Source organism: Vibrio sp. V15_P4S5T153, assembly GCF_963874485.1.
In the GTDB taxonomy this organism is placed as follows: Bacteria; Pseudomonadota; Gammaproteobacteria; order Enterobacterales; family Vibrionaceae; genus Vibrio; species Vibrio anguillarum.
In genome coordinates this window covers 694,601-710,844 of the sequence record NZ_CAWNHR010000017.1, presented here as the reverse complement: position 1 = coordinate 710,844, position 16,244 = coordinate 694,601, and the positions used below count along the sequence as shown (strand labels likewise).

At 38.8% G+C, this 16,244-nt stretch carries 28 protein-coding genes; 20 read left to right on the top strand and 8 right to left on the bottom strand.

Annotated elements, in window-relative coordinates; all coding sequences use genetic code 11:
* Positions 1-2: 2 nt before the first annotated feature.
* Both AACT42_RS14170 and AACT42_RS14165 read right to left on the bottom strand, forming a co-directional pair.
* Positions 3-230, bottom strand: coding sequence for a hypothetical protein (locus AACT42_RS14170; protein WP_094133543.1), 228 nt, complete (start codon positions 228-230; stop codon positions 3-5).
* A 2-nt stretch (positions 231-232) separates the two neighbouring features.
* Positions 233-928, bottom strand: a complete 696-nt coding sequence (locus AACT42_RS14165; RefSeq protein WP_094133542.1) for a hypothetical protein — start codon at positions 926-928, stop codon at positions 233-235.
* Between the two features lie 153 nt (positions 929-1,081).
* Here AACT42_RS14165 and AACT42_RS14160 point away from each other — a divergent pair, with 153 nt between their 5' ends.
* Positions 1,082-1,342, top strand: a complete 261-nt coding sequence (locus tag AACT42_RS14160) for a hypothetical protein (RefSeq protein WP_094182893.1) — start codon at positions 1,082-1,084, stop codon at positions 1,340-1,342.
* A gap of 58 nt (positions 1,343-1,400) precedes the next feature.
* Here AACT42_RS14160 and AACT42_RS14155 read toward each other — a convergent pair whose 3' ends face one another.
* Positions 1,401-1,835, bottom strand: coding sequence for a hypothetical protein (locus tag AACT42_RS14155; protein WP_094133361.1), 435 nt, complete (start codon positions 1,833-1,835; stop codon positions 1,401-1,403).
* Positions 1,836-1,928: 93 nt separating this feature from the next.
* Positions 1,929-2,342, bottom strand: a complete 414-nt coding sequence (locus tag AACT42_RS14150) for a hypothetical protein (protein ID WP_141193223.1) — start codon at positions 2,340-2,342, stop codon at positions 1,929-1,931.
* Positions 2,343-2,581: 239 nt separating this feature from the next.
* On the opposite strand from AACT42_RS14150, the gene AACT42_RS14145 reads away from it, so the two are divergent.
* The 7 genes from AACT42_RS14145 (at position 2,582) to AACT42_RS14115 (ending at position 7,851) form a co-directional block, all read left to right on the top strand.
* Positions 2,582-3,967, top strand: a complete 1,386-nt coding sequence (locus AACT42_RS14145; RefSeq protein WP_094182892.1) for a DNA cytosine methyltransferase — start codon at positions 2,582-2,584, stop codon at positions 3,965-3,967.
* A gap of 257 nt (positions 3,968-4,224) precedes the next feature.
* Positions 4,225-4,407: a hypothetical protein gene (locus AACT42_RS14140; RefSeq protein ID WP_094182891.1), complete on the top strand. Its 183-nt coding sequence runs from the start codon at positions 4,225-4,227 to the stop codon at positions 4,405-4,407.
* Between the two features lie 78 nt (positions 4,408-4,485).
* A complete protein-coding gene (locus AACT42_RS14135; protein WP_094131874.1) occupies positions 4,486-4,677 on the top strand; it encodes a hypothetical protein in 192 nt (63 codons plus the stop codon).
* Between the two features lie 201 nt (positions 4,678-4,878).
* Positions 4,879-5,124 carry a hypothetical protein gene (locus AACT42_RS14130; protein WP_094182890.1) on the top strand — a complete coding sequence of 82 codons (246 nt, stop codon included), beginning with the start codon at positions 4,879-4,881 and terminating at the stop codon, positions 5,122-5,124.
* A 109-nt stretch (positions 5,125-5,233) separates the two neighbouring features.
* Positions 5,234-5,926 carry a hypothetical protein gene (locus tag AACT42_RS14125; protein WP_094182889.1) on the top strand — a complete coding sequence of 231 codons (693 nt, stop codon included), beginning with the start codon at positions 5,234-5,236 and terminating at the stop codon, positions 5,924-5,926.
* Positions 5,927-6,230: 304 nt separating this feature from the next.
* Positions 6,231-7,022 (top strand): hypothetical protein, encoded by a 792-nt coding sequence (locus AACT42_RS14120; protein WP_094182888.1) that lies wholly within the window; start codon positions 6,231-6,233, stop codon positions 7,020-7,022.
* 148 nt (positions 7,023-7,170) lie between these two features.
* Entirely contained in the window at positions 7,171-7,851 is a 681-nt protein-coding gene (locus AACT42_RS14115) for a hypothetical protein (RefSeq protein WP_094182887.1), read from the top strand.
* A 59-nt stretch (positions 7,852-7,910) separates the two neighbouring features.
* Here AACT42_RS14115 and AACT42_RS14110 read toward each other — a convergent pair whose 3' ends face one another.
* Entirely contained in the window at positions 7,911-8,246 is a 336-nt protein-coding gene (locus tag AACT42_RS14110; RefSeq protein ID WP_094182886.1) for a hypothetical protein, read from the bottom strand.
* 162 nt (positions 8,247-8,408) lie between these two features.
* Between AACT42_RS14110 and AACT42_RS14105 the strand changes: the two genes are divergently transcribed.
* The 10 genes from AACT42_RS14105 (at position 8,409) to AACT42_RS14060 (ending at position 14,088) form a co-directional block, all read left to right on the top strand.
* Positions 8,409-8,798: a hypothetical protein gene (locus AACT42_RS14105; RefSeq protein WP_094182885.1), complete on the top strand. Its 390-nt coding sequence runs from the start codon at positions 8,409-8,411 to the stop codon at positions 8,796-8,798.
* Between the two features lie 59 nt (positions 8,799-8,857).
* Entirely contained in the window at positions 8,858-9,454 is a 597-nt protein-coding gene (locus tag AACT42_RS14100; RefSeq protein WP_094182884.1) for a hypothetical protein, read from the top strand.
* 431 nt (positions 9,455-9,885) lie between these two features.
* Positions 9,886-10,104, top strand: coding sequence for a hypothetical protein (locus tag AACT42_RS14095; RefSeq protein WP_094182883.1), 219 nt, complete (start codon positions 9,886-9,888; stop codon positions 10,102-10,104).
* Between the two features lie 182 nt (positions 10,105-10,286).
* Positions 10,287-10,418 (top strand): hypothetical protein, encoded by a 132-nt coding sequence (locus tag AACT42_RS14090; RefSeq protein ID WP_254918652.1) that lies wholly within the window; start codon positions 10,287-10,289, stop codon positions 10,416-10,418.
* A gap of 28 nt (positions 10,419-10,446) precedes the next feature.
* Positions 10,447-10,905, top strand: a complete 459-nt coding sequence (locus tag AACT42_RS14085) for a hypothetical protein (RefSeq protein ID WP_094131670.1) — start codon at positions 10,447-10,449, stop codon at positions 10,903-10,905.
* Positions 10,906-11,514: 609 nt separating this feature from the next.
* The gene (locus AACT42_RS14080) at positions 11,515-12,390 is read left to right on the top strand and encodes a hypothetical protein (RefSeq protein WP_094131669.1); all 876 of its coding nucleotides are present in this window, start codon (positions 11,515-11,517) and stop codon (positions 12,388-12,390) included.
* A 106-nt stretch (positions 12,391-12,496) separates the two neighbouring features.
* Positions 12,497-12,760, top strand: coding sequence for a hypothetical protein (locus tag AACT42_RS14075; RefSeq protein ID WP_094131668.1), 264 nt, complete (start codon positions 12,497-12,499; stop codon positions 12,758-12,760).
* A 79-nt stretch (positions 12,761-12,839) separates the two neighbouring features.
* The gene (locus tag AACT42_RS14070; RefSeq protein WP_094131667.1) at positions 12,840-13,232 is read left to right on the top strand and encodes a DUF7238 family protein; all 393 of its coding nucleotides are present in this window, start codon (positions 12,840-12,842) and stop codon (positions 13,230-13,232) included.
* Positions 13,233-13,334: 102 nt separating this feature from the next.
* Positions 13,335-13,763, top strand: coding sequence for a hypothetical protein (locus AACT42_RS14065; protein WP_094131666.1), 429 nt, complete (start codon positions 13,335-13,337; stop codon positions 13,761-13,763).
* A gap of 31 nt (positions 13,764-13,794) precedes the next feature.
* Entirely contained in the window at positions 13,795-14,088 is a 294-nt protein-coding gene (locus tag AACT42_RS14060; protein WP_094131665.1) for a hypothetical protein, read from the top strand.
* Here the strand turns inward: AACT42_RS14060 and AACT42_RS14055 are convergent.
* The 3 genes from AACT42_RS14055 to AACT42_RS14045 form a co-directional block, all read right to left on the bottom strand.
* Complete coding sequence (locus AACT42_RS14055; protein ID WP_141193138.1) at positions 14,060-14,452, bottom strand: hypothetical protein; 393 nt, start codon at positions 14,450-14,452, stop codon at positions 14,060-14,062. The genes AACT42_RS14060 and AACT42_RS14055 overlap by 29 nt on opposite strands.
* Before the next feature lie 229 nt (positions 14,453-14,681).
* Positions 14,682-14,930: a hypothetical protein gene (locus AACT42_RS14050; protein WP_094131663.1), complete on the bottom strand. Its 249-nt coding sequence runs from the start codon at positions 14,928-14,930 to the stop codon at positions 14,682-14,684.
* Positions 14,931-14,986: 56 nt separating this feature from the next.
* The gene (locus AACT42_RS14045) at positions 14,987-15,319 is read right to left on the bottom strand and encodes a hypothetical protein (protein ID WP_094131662.1); all 333 of its coding nucleotides are present in this window, start codon (positions 15,317-15,319) and stop codon (positions 14,987-14,989) included.
* 152 nt (positions 15,320-15,471) lie between these two features.
* Here AACT42_RS14045 and AACT42_RS14040 point away from each other — a divergent pair, with 152 nt between their 5' ends.
* Together AACT42_RS14040 and AACT42_RS14035 are read left to right on the top strand one after the other, a co-directional pair.
* Entirely contained in the window at positions 15,472-15,849 is a 378-nt protein-coding gene (locus AACT42_RS14040; RefSeq protein ID WP_094131661.1) for a hypothetical protein, read from the top strand.
* Between the two features lie 21 nt (positions 15,850-15,870).
* Positions 15,871-16,209 carry a hypothetical protein gene (locus tag AACT42_RS14035; RefSeq protein ID WP_094131660.1) on the top strand — a complete coding sequence of 113 codons (339 nt, stop codon included), beginning with the start codon at positions 15,871-15,873 and terminating at the stop codon, positions 16,207-16,209.
* Positions 16,210-16,244 lie beyond the last annotated feature (35 nt).

The following is a 16,244-nucleotide window of genomic DNA, read 5'->3' as shown; positions in this document are numbered from 1 at the left end:
GCTTATGAGTTACAAGATGTTTTTTTAACTTGCTTTTTTTTACGCCACTTCTCGACAAAGCCATGATTAACAAGTGTGTTGTAGGCAGTAACAGGAATACATAAGTCCTTCAGAGCCTGCTTGATTTCAGCAACTGTTTTACCTTCAAAAATCATAGATTTTACTAAAGGCTTTGCTCTATCGGCTTCACTCAGCCTTCTCCACATTGCTGTACGCGACTTCGATTTCATACCTATTCCTCATCATCATCTTGATACTCTGACACAATCGCTAGAAAGTTTTCTTTCTTGTCAGCAAGGCAGAAGTTTTCGATGAATTTAATCATGATCTCAAATGACTCTTGAGTAACATTGCCTTTTGTACCGAATACGCCGCAATTTAACGGAAGTCCGAGTTTTTGACGAAGCTCTTCGTTTTGCACAGACTCCAGATTTAACCCTCCGAAGTAACATACATCGAAGATAAATTCATTTTCAGAGTCAGACTCATTGTAATACCCAACAACAATCTCCCAATACTTCTCATTACCCAAATCAGCAATGCAGAAACGAGGTAGGGCATCATTGTGCCATGAGAGATCTTCTAACTGCTCAAGCAAATCCACCAGCTTTTGCGGTACACCTTCGAAGGCATCACGACCAAATTCATAAGCCCAATTTGGCATCATTTGACGCAGAGCTTTTCTTGCTAAATCACTGGCTGAATCCACTGTCATAGGATTCAACATGATATTGTTTAGCGCTAAGAATCCAATCAGAAGTTCTTTGTCAGCATTTTCTTCATCGCTGAAGTTAGGATCTACTTCAAGCATGGCTTCTGTCGCAATCATGCGCTTTTCGTTCATAGTTTTACGATGATGTGTACATTTTGACAATGCACTTACTACGATGTCGTACTTACGCTGCAAATCTTCTGTGCGGATTTTCATGACTGCCTCTATCAGTTCGTATCTTATGTTTATGAATATACATCTTTAATAATTAAAAGTAAATAAAAATTTAAATTAGCAGCAATTAAATTTGTTTATTTATTGTTCTTAAATCGGTATAATCCCCGTAAAATCAATAAATACGGTCAAGCTATGAATGAATTTAATCGTGACCCATTTCGCTACAACCCAGACAAGGAAGCGGAAGCGGAATTGGAAGTATTGAGAGATGAAGTGAAAAGTAAAAGGCGTGAGCTTTTGAGTTTAAAAATTGAGATATTTAAAATGAGAATTAAGTGTTTTGCACTTGATATTGAGAACGCCTGTTTAAAGCTTCAAAATGCTTACCTAACTTTTAGGGTAAACCAGCTAACAAAACGTAGAGAGCGTTATGAAAAGCGATTTTACGCTTAAATGTTAGTGCCAACTATTTGCTGGCACTAGAGATCTTTCTTAAGCTAAATGCTCGCCCTTAGTAATTAAACACGATTTCACATGCAAGCTCGATAGTTCGCTCATCATACTCATTTTTGCCCGTTCTTAGCGCATTTTCAGCATCTTCTTGGGACATGTTCGAGAAGAACATACAAACATGGATCGCGTTATTAAGGGACTCTAAATCCACATTGATGAAATCCGAATGGAAGAATAACACATCTAGCTGCGCTGCCTGAATTCGAAAACTCTCAGATACTTCTTCGATAGCCAGGAATGCGCCTACCAGGTCGAATCCTGGATTGGAGCGTTTTTCAGGAACTAACCCAACAAACAACTCAAAAATAGGGCTAGGCAATCCGCCAATGGTCACGCCATTGGTAGCTGCACAGCACTCACAAAGCGCCTCGTTATCAACGAATTTAGCTTCAAAAAATTCCATCTGACAAGAGCAGCGGTCACAGGTAAGCATGGGTAATTCCTAGTTTTCTTGATTTGTTTCTATTATACATAAAAAACACCGCAGGGCAATATTTAATTATTTAAAATTGCCTTGCGGAGAGAGCTACTGTCCTAGTAACTGTTTGACAGTCAGCCTGTCATCTTCAGTTAAAAAGTGCTTATTGATATCTTCTACACAGACTGCTTCGCAATCTGCGATTAAACGAACGCGGTCTTCTATTAGACTTAACCATGCTTCGAGTCGCTTTTCTCGCTTAGAGACTTCCGAATTATCAATCTGTTCATTGTTAATAATCCAAGGTGCGGAAATACGTTCAATATCGCAGTCACCAAACAACTGGTAATGTAGGTTCAGCAAGTATTTTACCGCATGGTAAGTGCAGGTGAGCGGTCTTAGCTCCATTTGAGCGGTATATCCTTGCAAGATTTTCACGATATTAGTGGATAACAAACCACCATGATCGGTAATTAGTGCTCTTACTTGCTCCATTAATGGATTTTCATTAGGTCGGATCATAATATTTTCTTGACTCTTTGAATAAATTTTACCCTTAGCGTCCCATGTCCTGAGACATAGGACAGTCTAGAATTAAGCTCACTTAAAGCCACTTTAATTTAATAGTTTAATTATACACATATAAAGCCACAGGTAAAGATAAGATTAAGATTCTTTTGTTTTTAATAATTAAAATTCCTTTGACTTTTATCCTGAGAAATGTATAATTTGATCATAAACCAATAAAGAGAGACACCGCCATGTTACTGATTAATAAAGGCATTAACTTACACACTAAGCGCAACAGCAGCGAAGTTCAAAAGCGTGTATGGTTGGAAGGCAAGCGCTTCGCAAAATACGCGCCTATCGGTATGGGTCTGAAAATTACCGACAATGACGAAGAAATCGTTATTGATTTTGTTGACCCGAACAGCGAAGAAGCGACACGCACAGTTTCTAAGCGTAAAGCTCGCGGCGACTATGTTCCACTGATTGAAATCAATGAGTGTAACTCAGAATTACTAACCAAAATGAGCGAAGACGAAGTTTTGCGCATTGTGGTAAAAGAAAACGGCATCCGTATTCGAGCTAATAAGAACACTGTGTCTAGCCGCAGAAAAGAGCGTGAAGAAAGCATTAAGTACAACGTAGCGAACAACATTCCGCTTGATATGGGTTCAATTTTTGCTGGTGGTGGCACATTCGATCACGCTGGACACGAAGGTTTTGAATTATCTGGCTTGAGTACAGTTGTTCGATTTGCGATTGATAACGACCCTGATTGCATCGAAAACTTAGCTACAAATGTGCATCATGTGTTTGATAGCCGCTCAGTTTTGATTGAGTCAGATATCTCCCTTTTGAACGTTGGAAATGGCGCTCTTCCTAAGCTAAACCTGCTTAAATTAACGCCTCCATGCACAGACGCTTCAAAAGCGGGAAAAGCAAAGAAAGGCAATAAATTTGAAACCTCAAAAACGGCTCATCTAATCTACTACTACAGCCAGATTATTGAGCGCACAAACCCTGCATATGTGATTGTAGAAAACGTGCCATCGTTCCAAAATGAGGTAAGCTTCCACCTACTGAGAGCACTACTTGAGTCGTGGGAATACAAGATTCATTTGCGCGTAATCAACTCGCATTCAGACGGCTTTTCACTGGAAACTCGCGAGCGTATGTTCCTTGTTGCTGAGTCTGCGGGACTTGATTCAGGCTTCGACCTTGACCATGTTTGCCCTATCTTTGAGCGCAAAGGTGTGCTTGGTGAAATCTTGGATGATGTACCTCTTGATGATGATTGCTGGAAGTCAAAACAGGGACTGATCGAAAAAGAGAAGCGTGACCGTGAAGCGGGTAAGGGCTTCCGTATGCAAATCTTTAACGAAGAGTCTACCTATATCGGCACTATCCGCGCTCAGTACACCAAGTCAGGCAGTTCTGATCCGCTAATCAAGCACCCAGAGAAAGACATGTTCCGACTAATCAATAAGGAAGAGCACTGCCGATTAAAGAGCTTACCAGAAAGTTTTGTTGATGGTTGGCCTGAGACAACTGCTCATAAATTCCTTGGCAATGGCTTGGATGGTATGACAGCAAAATCCATCACTTTTGAGCTAGGTCGCTGCATTGGACTACTGTGGTAGAGGAATAAAGTTGCATACTAAAAAGAAAAAATAACCTTGTTCTTACCGTTATTAGAATCAATGTGAACATAAATAAAGAATCATACTAATTACAACTTCCGAGCCTGAATCGAGCTAAAGATGAGTATTAAAGTGTCATACTCGTTTTTCCCCCAAAGACTTTCAGTTATCTAAAGCTTCAGAGCAAGCCTTTTGACTAATGTTAATAATAGTGTTAATTTAACAGTGGTGTTAAATTGTATTAAATGAGTTGCATCGTGTTTTTAATAGATTACATAGAAAAACGCTACGGCAAAGAACGTGGTAACAAGAAAAAATTTCTTGAGGATAATCAAGATATTATCGGCTCTGAGCTTAGCCGTTGGTTGAAGAATGACTACAAAATCAACTTGGCAAATGGTGAGATCTACAAGCCAACATCGAAAATCGTGAATTTGTGATATTTAACACTTGCGTTAATTAACATATGTGTTAAATTAGTATCAGAAGTTAAGAATAATTAAACGGAGATACAATCTATGAATACATACGATGCAAATAATGCTCTGAAAGAGATCGAAGATTCACTTAGCGAGCTTGAAAACGTTGCGGAGAATCTAATAACTAAGAGTCCGACTAATGAATCTGCACAACGAGGGCAAGGTATTTATCACGCCACAAATAGTATTCGCTTTCTCATTAAGAACATTAGACGAGCGGAAGGTTTGTGAAAATAGATAACGCTGAAAATTTAGTATGACATTTTAATACTTAGTATGAATCTTTATTACGCAATATGTAACTATAATCTGCTCCCACAACTACTCATTAGCAGAGAAGCAGCAAATCAACAGCTAGAACCACAAGCAGCATAATTTTAAGGCACTCAGTCATAATTGGCTGAGTGTTCCTCTTTTTAGGAGCTTAACACCATGAAAAACACCTTTAATTTAACCATTTTCTTGCCAGAATCAAAAATCGACCCAAGTCAGTATCGAGTCTCACATAACGACCTTAAAAGCGCCTCATTTTCACGCTTGGACAGCGAAGAGGGAAACCCTTGCGCCATCTATCAAGTCGAAATGAATAAGCCTTACAACGCCCAAGATTTAGAGGGTGAGTTTTGCGTAACGCATCCAGATGTTGAAGTAACAGGAACAGATGTCTTTATCGATTAATATGGATTTTTCATTATAATATTGATTTATATGAATGTATTTAATATTATTGATACATCTTTATTCACCATTCACATGAATATGTGACCACACTAAACGGTGATTACCAATGGATCTATTAATTGAACTGATTGCATCATTGCTTTTCCCTGTAATTCCAGCGACCATATTTAGCCTGATGATTCATGAGATATTACAAGAAAAGCTAGAAGAGGAAATTTACCTTAAAAGAAGCAAGAAGCATCAATATCTTGTTGCAGTATCATCCTGCTTTCCAATTTCATTATTATTAATTATATACCACTACGATCCATCAATTTACACGATATATGAATCAGTTTTTTTATTTTTAATAGGTACAGCTATAACAACCATTGCTGTTATTCAAAATTACAAGACGACTGAATATTTTGGTTCATACTGCATTTCATACAAGCGTAAATCAAAAATAAAAATTGCCTCTATTCATTTATCCCCAAGCACTAATTTAAAGCTTGTAAATGGATTTATAAAAAATCACTCTGAGTATAAATCACTTTATCAGGATCTTTTACTCTCTAGCTTAGAAAAGGTATCGCCAGATACAAATTTACTTGTATTGACATCCCCAATGCTAAGAGCGAGAAGCTTCAACAAAATTTCAAAAATTTTTTATAAAAACCCTAAGGTAAAAAAGGTAAACAATTTAGGTAAAAAGAATTTTTTATTCAGCATCTACTACTTTATTACGATGTCCTGCTTGTTCAGAGCAAAAATTAAGTTTAGAGGGGTTTATACAATTTCAATTGAGATTAACAACTGAAGTTTTTCATGCTATAACTAAAGTTAATTATATCAATATCTTATCTAATATTTTAGACTTGCAATGCATTTTATGTATTAACATTTTATATGAAATTGGTATAATTTTCTGATTAGAATAGAGCGATTAAAACGCTCAGTCTCCAACTATGCCATTGCCTGCTTTGCAGGCATTTTTTTTATCACTCTTTTAGGCAGCCAGAATCAACACCAACCTAAAAATCCAAACATACTTGACCTTGACCTTGACCTTGACCCTCATTTATGTATAATGATAACAGCACATGAATCATTGGATGAACACTATGAATAAGAAAGCCTCTTTACTATCACTTGTTGACAAAAAATCATTTGAAGCAAAGATCACAGAAGCTCGTGAGCATGACCAGATTAACGGCATGACACCCGCTGTATTTGCATACAAAGATCTTGATGGTGAATTGCGTGTAGGTTTTAATTTCCAACCTGTAGGCACTGAAGTTGGTGATCGCTTCCATATTGATCACGGTGTAGGCATTAACCGTAACGAAGACGGTGAGGTTCTTTGGGTTTACTCGCCAGAAGAAGATAAGACAGAGGGGCTAACCGAACAACAGCGTTCAGATCTTGCTTTTCGCGCTGTACTTGCACACTCAAGCTACGCTGGTCTTGATACGGCAAGCATGAGCATGGAAGAGCAAATCACCGAGCTTATGAAAGGTATGCGCTCCCTTTGTTCTGACTATTGCGTTGATTTTTCTTCATTCATCAAGGAGCCTTTGACGTTCCCTAGCATTATTAATTACCCGATGCCTGAGGTCTTTGCTGAATTAGCTGATCAAGAGGGTTGGGGCTTGTTTGAGTGCGAATCTGGTATCAGTCTTTGTCGAAATGATGAAGCTAAGCTTTTAAAAGACGATACTGAAGCTTGGGATTTTATGATCCGCAAAGCAATGACAGGCTCAGAATTCCATATCGCGGTTATTGCAGGCATCAAACAGCAAAACCCTGATGAATACACACTATGGGTCAATGAGAGCCGTGTATTTAATAACTATCACTTCCACAAAGATTTTACTAACAACAAAGAACAAGCACTCAAAAATCTAGGTCTATAAAATACACGCTTTCCCTTAGTCATTGGGCTAGGGGAAAACTAAAAACCACTCGATAAATTCTAATTATTTTATTGCAGATAGTGTGCTAAAATAAATTAAAATTCAGTTGGAATTCCTACTGAATATTCAATTGAGGAATCTATAAAATATGTTTGCCTTAGAAGAACATTCCCGAACAAGTAAGCTAGAACCGATCTCAGTTTCTGATGTTTTTGATGACATTAAGCTTACCGCTGGTGGAGCAAACCTTGAAGAGCAGGGCTATATTCCGCTAACGGATGAAACCTACAATACTCCCCCTCACTCACTAAAGCTAAACCTACGCTACATGATAAAGCCTTCTCAGGCTGTTATTGAGCACATGGAAAAGTTTGGTTGCGGATACCCAAAAAGAGCGATTGAAAGTATTGTAAGCTCAATTTCGTTTGCCTACGCTGCGAGTCAAATCAACGTTAAGACTGCGGGAGTAGTGAACCCTGACGAACTAGCTTTATTTAAAGAGAATGCTGAGTTAGTAGGTGATTGCCTTGTAAAAACAGCTTACAAGAAATTTCACGCTTTACACCCTAACTTTTATTTGCGCTCTTGTATCCCGCCAAATGAAAGCCAGTTGTCTAACATCGAACAACATGCCAGAGACCTTTGGATTGCGGTAGGCTTTACCCTTAAGAATGACGCGATCATCAAGGAAGCAGAAAAAGGGGGCTTTAATAAGTTCTACCTAAATCAAGCTCGACTTGATTATCTGAACAAGCATTTCGGTATTGACGTTCCAACCGTCCATAAAGACAAGCGTATCGATAATGACGACTCGTTAACTCTTGGTTAATCTTGCCCTACGAAATTCAGAGTAATAAAGCCCGTTTTTTAAACGGGCTTTTTATATAATTAAATCATCCAATCTTGATACTTATCGTGCCAAGTCAGTAAATTCCCGTGATGCTCAAAAAGGTAGTTTTCGTTAAACTCCCACGTTTCTTTAGCTCTAGAATCTGCCTTAGGAAGTCGCAGCCATGCGCCAAGCAATTCAATAGAACCATTGGTTTTTAAAAGCTCTAGGAATTTCGGGAAAAACTCCTGATGCTCACTCTCATAAAAGCACTCTAGAATCTTTCCATCGCGACTATCACAAATAGCATGAACCACTTTTCGCGTTGGGTGATTTTGACGTTCCTCAAAATCTTTAGTCAGGCGAGTAAATGTTTTGATTGATTGCTCTTTCATGGTGAAATTCCCTGTTATTTAATTATTAAATTATACACAAATTAAATCAAAAGTAAATACCTCAAATTCCACAGAGAATTTAAATAAATTTAATAATTAAATATTGACTCTAGAGCCAGTAAAGGTATAATTAAGGCATCAAATAAAGAAAGGAACATCGCCATGCAAGTTTACGCTCAAGGTCTTACAGATTACAACCGTCACAGTCTACTACTGGCTTACGAGTTTGACGGTACTCAGCTCGCTATGACAGATTCGAGCATTAATGTGTTCACCAAAATGCCTAAAGTTGGCGAGTTCATTTTAAGCCGCTGTAAAACTCAAGCGTTTCGTGTTGTACGCCATGCGAAAGCTACCGCTTGTGGTCAAGATGTAACGGTGACATTCCTATCAGAACCGACACCAGTTTCAAAAGAGAATCCTCACGCTGAAGCTAAAGGCGATAAAGGTGTTCAAGTAGAGGTTCACCTGATGCTTGGATGCTGTCACTACATCGAGACCTACTATTTGGCTCGCCCTCGCGGTTTCGAGCTAAACGCACGTCTTCTATAAATAAATCGCCCTCTCCAAGCAGGAGGGGCAGGTTTAACAATCAGTAAGGAACTGACACCATGACAATGACACTACCTCTAATCACAGACATCAACTTAGCTCCAACGTTTGCGACTGATCGAGAGATCGATTTCAGCCCGAATGCGCTTGTTAGCGAAGAGCAAAAAGCTACTATTTATGCTATCTCAGACGCTTATGGGTTCGAGTATCCTGATGAGCTAGTTGATGGCGACCCTCGCAAATTAATTATCTCAAATGAAGAAGTGGACTTCTTAGGCTTCCATAACGGCAAATTTGGTCTTCTTATGCAATTTGAGCTTGCGTACCTACAACCAGAGTCTCAAGCAGGTATGGCGCATAATGAGTGCGCTAGTGATGCTGAAATCAAGCGCCTGTACGAAGAGCTTTGCAAAGCTTTCAATTCTGAGAAGTGCGAATACGTGAAGAAGTACGATAAGTCCGAATTCTTCTTTACTTATCATCACGACAACTTTGAAAACGGTTTATGCTTGGTTATCTTTACCCCGTTTGTTGTCGATGGTGCGGTGTACTCATCACCATACGAAAGCAAAACAGCATTGAAAGATATCGTTACAGAAACGTTTACATTTCTTAATGAAATCTGGCCGACACTAAACACCGAAGAAGCCGCTTAGCGTTAATCCCCCTCTTTAAGATTTAAAGAGGGGTAGTCTTAAACCAATACATATTTAGAATAGTGAATATTTATGGCAGTAAGTATTTTTATTGGAAAATGTAAGTCCAGTGGGGAGGAGGTACTAATTTCAAACATAATCAGCCAAGTGAAAACTCAAAATATAATCGAGATCTATCTAATATTCTAAATGACTTTATCAACAGGATTAACTCAATTTACTATAGTAAGCCATTAGCATTTCCAAAAAATCATACGGACGGATTTTACAGAATTAGAAATAAACATAACTCTACATATAATGTTATTTTTCGTACAATTCCTGATTATGCAAAAGAATACATTAGCGAGTTTAGAGAAAGTTATAGCCATGATAAATGTAAGTTTCTAAGTATTGAGCTTGGAGAGCTTGACCACACCATTAAATTCTTAGTGAATGGAAAAAAGAGAGAATACCCTCTTTCTATTATTAACGATGCATATAATGAAGAGAACTTACCAGAATCAAAAGGTATTCAGTTTTGCATTTTCATAAAAGACCTTTACACAAAAGGTTTCGAGCAATCTTTAAATGTAACGCTTACTGAAAAAGTGAGAAACATTTCTGAAAAAATGGAGCTTGAATCTGCTACCAAGAAAGCTCAAGTTTGAATGGTTATTATTAAATAATTAAATATTTACTTTAATTATTATAAGTGTATAATATGAAACATAATCAAAATTAAGGTAAAGCATCATAGCAACACAAATGAGCTTACAGCGTTCCTGAATCAACATTTCAGTGATGTTTCTACTATTGCCAAAGCATTGAATATGTTTCTAAAACACTGAAAATGGCAAAGGCACTATACAACAACTTAGGCAATGAAACTGACTTTGCTAAACGTCATCGTCAGGTTGGCATGGCAGGTTCGTTACCTGATGACCGTACCATCACGCTAAATCACAAATGGTTTCGCGCTTAAATCAAACTTACCGTCAAGGGGAATCACCATGATTGAATTATCTCCAGAACTGGACATCAAAGGTAAAGTGGTTACTTTTACTGAATCTATGGGAGAAAGTGAATACGGCATTCACTCGGGCAAAGATGTTCGTGTCGTTGAAATCTATCTCGACCACAACACCTGCAAAGAAAAGGGCGATTGTGACCCAATCACATTACCAATGATTAAGGTTGAGCTGGTAGACGATACTAGCATTACCTTTAACGCATGGTCTGATGAAGTCGGCAGCCATAAGGTCATTGACATTTTTCACACAGGTATTCAATCAGCTCAACCGCTGTACGATAGTTATGTAGGCGTACCTGGCTTACCAGGTTACAATCCAGAAGATGTTAAAAGTCTTGAAGACTACACAGTCGAAGCTGAAAAGCTTAACCCTTATCAGAAAGGCTCGTGCGAGCATGAAGTCTTTAAAAAAGGCTTTGAGTCTATGTACTTTAAGTAACTTTAATAAAGAAAATAGGTCAAATAGGACGTTTGGCGTCCTCTTTAGACTTGATTTAAACGGCTGCGCTTCTTAGTAAATTCGATCTCGTAAAGTTTGTCTTCGATTTTTTCAATGACCTTGTCAGACTCAGTCAAAGATTTTTCAATCTTTTCTTTTCCGCATCGAGAATTTCAATCCAAACAAGAAAAGAAGCTATCGGAAACTCTGACCTCGTAAGAGGGCAGTAAATAAAAGAGCTTCGCTCTCAATAAACAATTGGTTCTTTTTCTTCTCTTACTCAAAATTTTTACGCTTTTCATTAATTAATTATTGACTCTGAATCTTATTTAGGTATACTAAGAATGTTCCCGATGAGAAGTGTAGCACTAGGGGCTGCATCTCTGGGAATGAGTAAGTAGCGTCAACTCTTTGTTGAACTCTCCCCTATCGCAGGCTAGGGAGGCGGAATCCGCTTCAATAGCTCGGTAAAGCTACGAATCACACTGATTCTCTCTGCGTAAGACAGAGAAACCAAAACCAGTTTTTATCAATGCTCATAACCTACAGGGCTTGATGCTGACTAACGCGATAGGCGCATACATTAAGCCGAACAAATAGGAAATGACCATGACTAAAAATATCACTACTCCACATCAAGTTGTCACCGCTGACGTTATCAAACTTAATGTAAATAACGTTATCGCAATGATCCGCAAACACCTTAAAGCAGGCTGTAAACCTTCTCATGCCCTGGATATCGCTTGCGCTGGCTTTATCAAAGACTATCAAACGCTGAAAGGTCTTGCTGACAAAAACTTCTACGTTGCTAAAGCTAACTTTGGTACTCGCAACAATCCGTTTATTGTTGAGCGCGAGATCGGCTTTTATGAGAGCGCATGGTTTGCTCGTGAAGCGTTCGAAACAGAAGCGGAACAATGTATCGCTGAGGTTGAATGGCAAATTTACTGCAATGGTGAAGCTACAGGTATCCACATTCAGTCCACTCCAGTAAAAGAGAAGAAAGGTTACACTCTAGCTGTCGAGGTAACGGGCGAAGATGAAACAGACCTCGAAGCTGGACTGAATGAAGTGATTAAGAATCTACACTGCTACACTGGTGGCGATAGAGGCGAAAATCGCTCTTACAGCTTCACTAAGTACGGTGAGGAAATGGAGCCAAATGTTTTCCCTTACACTTTTGAAGAAGCCATTATTGACAATAACGGATTCCTTAGAGTGTCTAAGTACGATGACGAATTAGAGGAAGTGTTTAGAAAAATCGGCTACAACGAAAGCGATATCAAGCGTTGGGATGGCGATCTAATGCTTGTGAAGTGGGTCGATATTGAAAATGCTGACGATAAGCTTGATTACGATGATGAATGCTTAGCATTAGATTCTGATGGTAAAGTGGTTCATGAGCTAGAATTCGAAGACATGAAGCAAGCGCTAAAGAACTCCGATGAAAAGCTTCACCTATGCGTTGTAAAAGACACGAAGTGATAAAACACATATAATGATTCAATCGCTTATTCATAAAGCCCGTTTCTGAACGGGCTTTTATCAAATTCTACATTAGAGCACGAACCCGAACCAAAGGAATAAGAGCATGAAAAACTTAATCGGTGAAAGCGTTATTAACATCCATCGCACAAACCCAATCGTTGGTAAAATCCTCCGATTTGAAGAGGGTGTGAATGGTGGAACTGTGGTTAGATGGGAAGGGCAGAGCTGGGATTCCCACATGGTAACTGATGACTTAGCTCTAGTTCGAGATTGGCCTGTCAGAGGTGAAAACGGTGAGAGTTTAGGGCATAAAAGACTTTCAACCTACAATATTAATCAAACCTCTGAAGAATCTAACGAAAATTGATTACTTTTTTAATTATTGAATTATTTACTTTTGCTTCTCTTTATGTATAATTAACACATAACCAAATGGAGAGAAGCAAATGCGCACTCAAGATGTTTTAAAGCAATTCGATAAAGCTGTTACTGAAGGCTGCTACGGCAAGCCTGATGCGAGCGACCATGCACTTAACGCCTTATTTCACAGTGAGGTCGTTTCAAAATCTATTCAGGATTACACCGCTAATCAAGAAGACCACTTTATCTCAGACAATACAGGACACGATTTTCACAAGTCGTTCCGTGAGTGGGGCGTGATTGCTGATACAAACCTTGCTCTTGCTGTATGGAATCTCCTGCAAACTTCAAAGCTATTCTGGATCACCATTGATAAAATGATTAAAGCAGACAGTGACAGTGGCATTGTTTTTATTCATATTGGTGACGATAGCGAACTCACCAAAACGAATGATTTTAACGATCCCAACTACGCTTAAGCAGGAAAATATCATGATGACAGGTAGCACAGTAGCCCTAATTGCTAAACTACAAAGTAACGGTTGACATCACTCAATCAGAAACGTAAATAGCACAGCTTATTGCATGAACAACTCCCACTAAACGCTGCGCGTGTTGATCCAACGGGATGGGCTTTATCTGTATTTTGGTTTTTGGGATTGGAAAACGACGAAGAGGTGATCGCGTTCTCTTCTGATGACCGAGTAGTAAATCTGATCGGAGCTATGCGCGTATCATCACCGTCACTAGCTGGATGCGGAAGTTCTTTAGGCGGTGTCATTTGGGAATTTGAAGAGATTAAGCCCAAGCATGACGGACTGTATCGTCTTGTATGCGCACTGCCAGAAGCCATCAAGCAAGAGAAAGCGAGGCGTATTGCAAACAAAATTGCGTGGAAGCGATGGGAAAAGAACGCTATCTCTTTGGGGTATGAACTGACTAGTGAACCCGATTATGCTGATGCAATCCTAGAAAAAGGCTTAAATCAGTTTTTACAAGAGCTGAGGTAGGGCTGATTGAACTCAATCAGCTTCACGACACATGGACACTATTGAACATTTATCCGATTTTAAAGATGAGCTAGCCTTAGTTATCAACACTAAGCTATCGCGCTCATCTTTAAGTTTACGTGCGGTTGCTGCGTCAATCGATGGTGTGCCCCCTTCTTTACTCAGCAAAGTTCGAAACTACAAGCTTGACTCTATTACGTCTGACCGACTCATTCTTTTAGTTGGGCAAATTGAGTTATTGCTTGATGGTAAAGTTTCAGGTTTTGATGTTACCTTAAACGAAGCCAAGAAAGAGGTTACAGTGTCTTTTCTTGGCTTAGTATAGCGCTTTCCACATCATCCCCGTATTTCTCATTCACCTTCTCTGCGAGCATAATTACCGCTTGTTCGAAACTTGTCGCTGACACATCCAGATCGTAATCGTGCGTTGTAACAATTTCACCGTTTTCATCATGGATAAGTCCACCAGCTTCAAGGCAAATAACAGGTGCGTCTCTCTCGCCCAATACGACAACAGATAAAGCATCCTCAAAACGGCTCCTGCGCGTTTCTAAGCGGGTTCCTGCTTTCCAGTCAAGCCCAAGCTGTTTTGCTGTCAAAGAGTCTTTACTGTACGTTGTGGAGTCTTTTATATTGAAAATCTTGTGCTCCATTAAAAAGTACCACGCATCCATAAATAACATATTCATCTTACCTTTAATGATTAATTTCGGTCTAATGATACGGGAAAAAATGGCGTGTTATCAGATTTTGTATAAATGCTTGTAGGAAGGGGGTAGGGAAGGGTTTTACGGCAAACAAAAGCTGCCTTATGAAAGGCAGCAAGCACAATTGCCTTGCTTCTTTATGGTAGATCAAGCACTAGGAATACTAATGCCTGACACCGAATTTTTCCCAACGTTGGTAAAATTAAAGATCTTAAGATTCAATTACAATATTGTTTCCGTTGTAATCACGGAATACGCGATCATCAAAATGATACGTTTCTCCAATCATGGTTGGCGAGTCACTATGAATACACTCGCACTCTAAAGTGTAACCTTTCTCGCCATAACAGATACCGTCACTCGCTTTTACAAGGTATTTCCGTTTTCCATCGTTAAAATTAAGAATCTTGCCTACTGGCACAGGCTTTTTCATTACTGGGTATTCTTTTGCTTTAGCCATAAATCATTTCCTTTAGTGACTATTCCCGCCCCATCGGGCGAGAATTAAAATTAGATCTAATCGTCTTTTTTTGCGTATTTTAGAGCTTCTGAACGGTAAACTTTTGTGCTGTATCCGCCTTGCTCGTAAGCTAGGGAGCGCACTGTACTCTTATTGCCTTGCTCTACTTCGTTTTCCTTAAGTAGCTCAATAGCGACCTTTTCAGTGTCATACAGGGCAACAATCGTAGTTGCGTATTTACTGATCTTGTTTTTGTAACGTTGCTTAATCCAAAGAGCTGTAGCAACATTTAAAACCAGACCCGTTACAGCAATGAAGGTAAACTGCTTAGGGTTAGTGATCATCACATCAACCACTTTGGTTAACCCATCAATTAAATCATAAAGCATGTTGCCTCCAGGCTTTTCTTAATTCATGTGTTAATTATATGCTTGTGGAATCAAAAGTCAATAGAATTTTAATAATTAAATTCTTTACCTTTTGGTTTGATTATGGATAATTGAGCACAATTAATTAGAGCAACAAAAAAAAGAGAATCCCCATGTATATCAATATTCAATCGCTAGATTTTGAAAGCCTAGACATCTCCAAAACAGAAGGTTTCCTGCTACTTGCAACTATTGAAACAGATCTAATGGTCGAAATTGCACTTTGTGAATTGAAAGAGAAGAACTCGGCTCATGCCCTTGAAATGTCTCGTCTATATCAAGTCGTTTGTCATATTTACAATATCTTTTTCAATGAAATTAACATTAACATCCAGAAACTCAGCCAGTCGTCGCGTTATATTCAGCCTGCTTGGTCTATGGGTACACAAATTTCACTGGATAAATACGATCACTTACGCACTGAATCAGCAACAAGAAATGCCGCTATCAGACCGTTTTTTGCCGCGCTAAATATTGACTATCCACGTTAATATCAAGAGAAGGAAAGCCACATGCCAAAGACTCAAGAAATTGCCATTCGTTTTGGTTGTTTTATCGTGAATGTGGATGAGAAGACCGCTGAAAGCCGATTGACTCATTTTTTAGAAGTGAAATTCAATGAGCGATTTTCGTCTCATGGCATTTCTATTTCAATACCAGGATTTGAACGAATCCCGCCGCAAACTGATGATGTGAGAACGTCATTCATCCCTAACAACCTATGGTTTGATGTGGTCAGCAACTGCCAGGAATCAGCAATCAACCTGATCCGTGAAACACTCGGCTCAACAGAATTCAAGTCTTTCGCGTCTGAGTATGATATTGAATTAGATTGGTTTGATTTTGAATAATTTTAGTTTTTAATAATTAAATTATTTACTTTTAA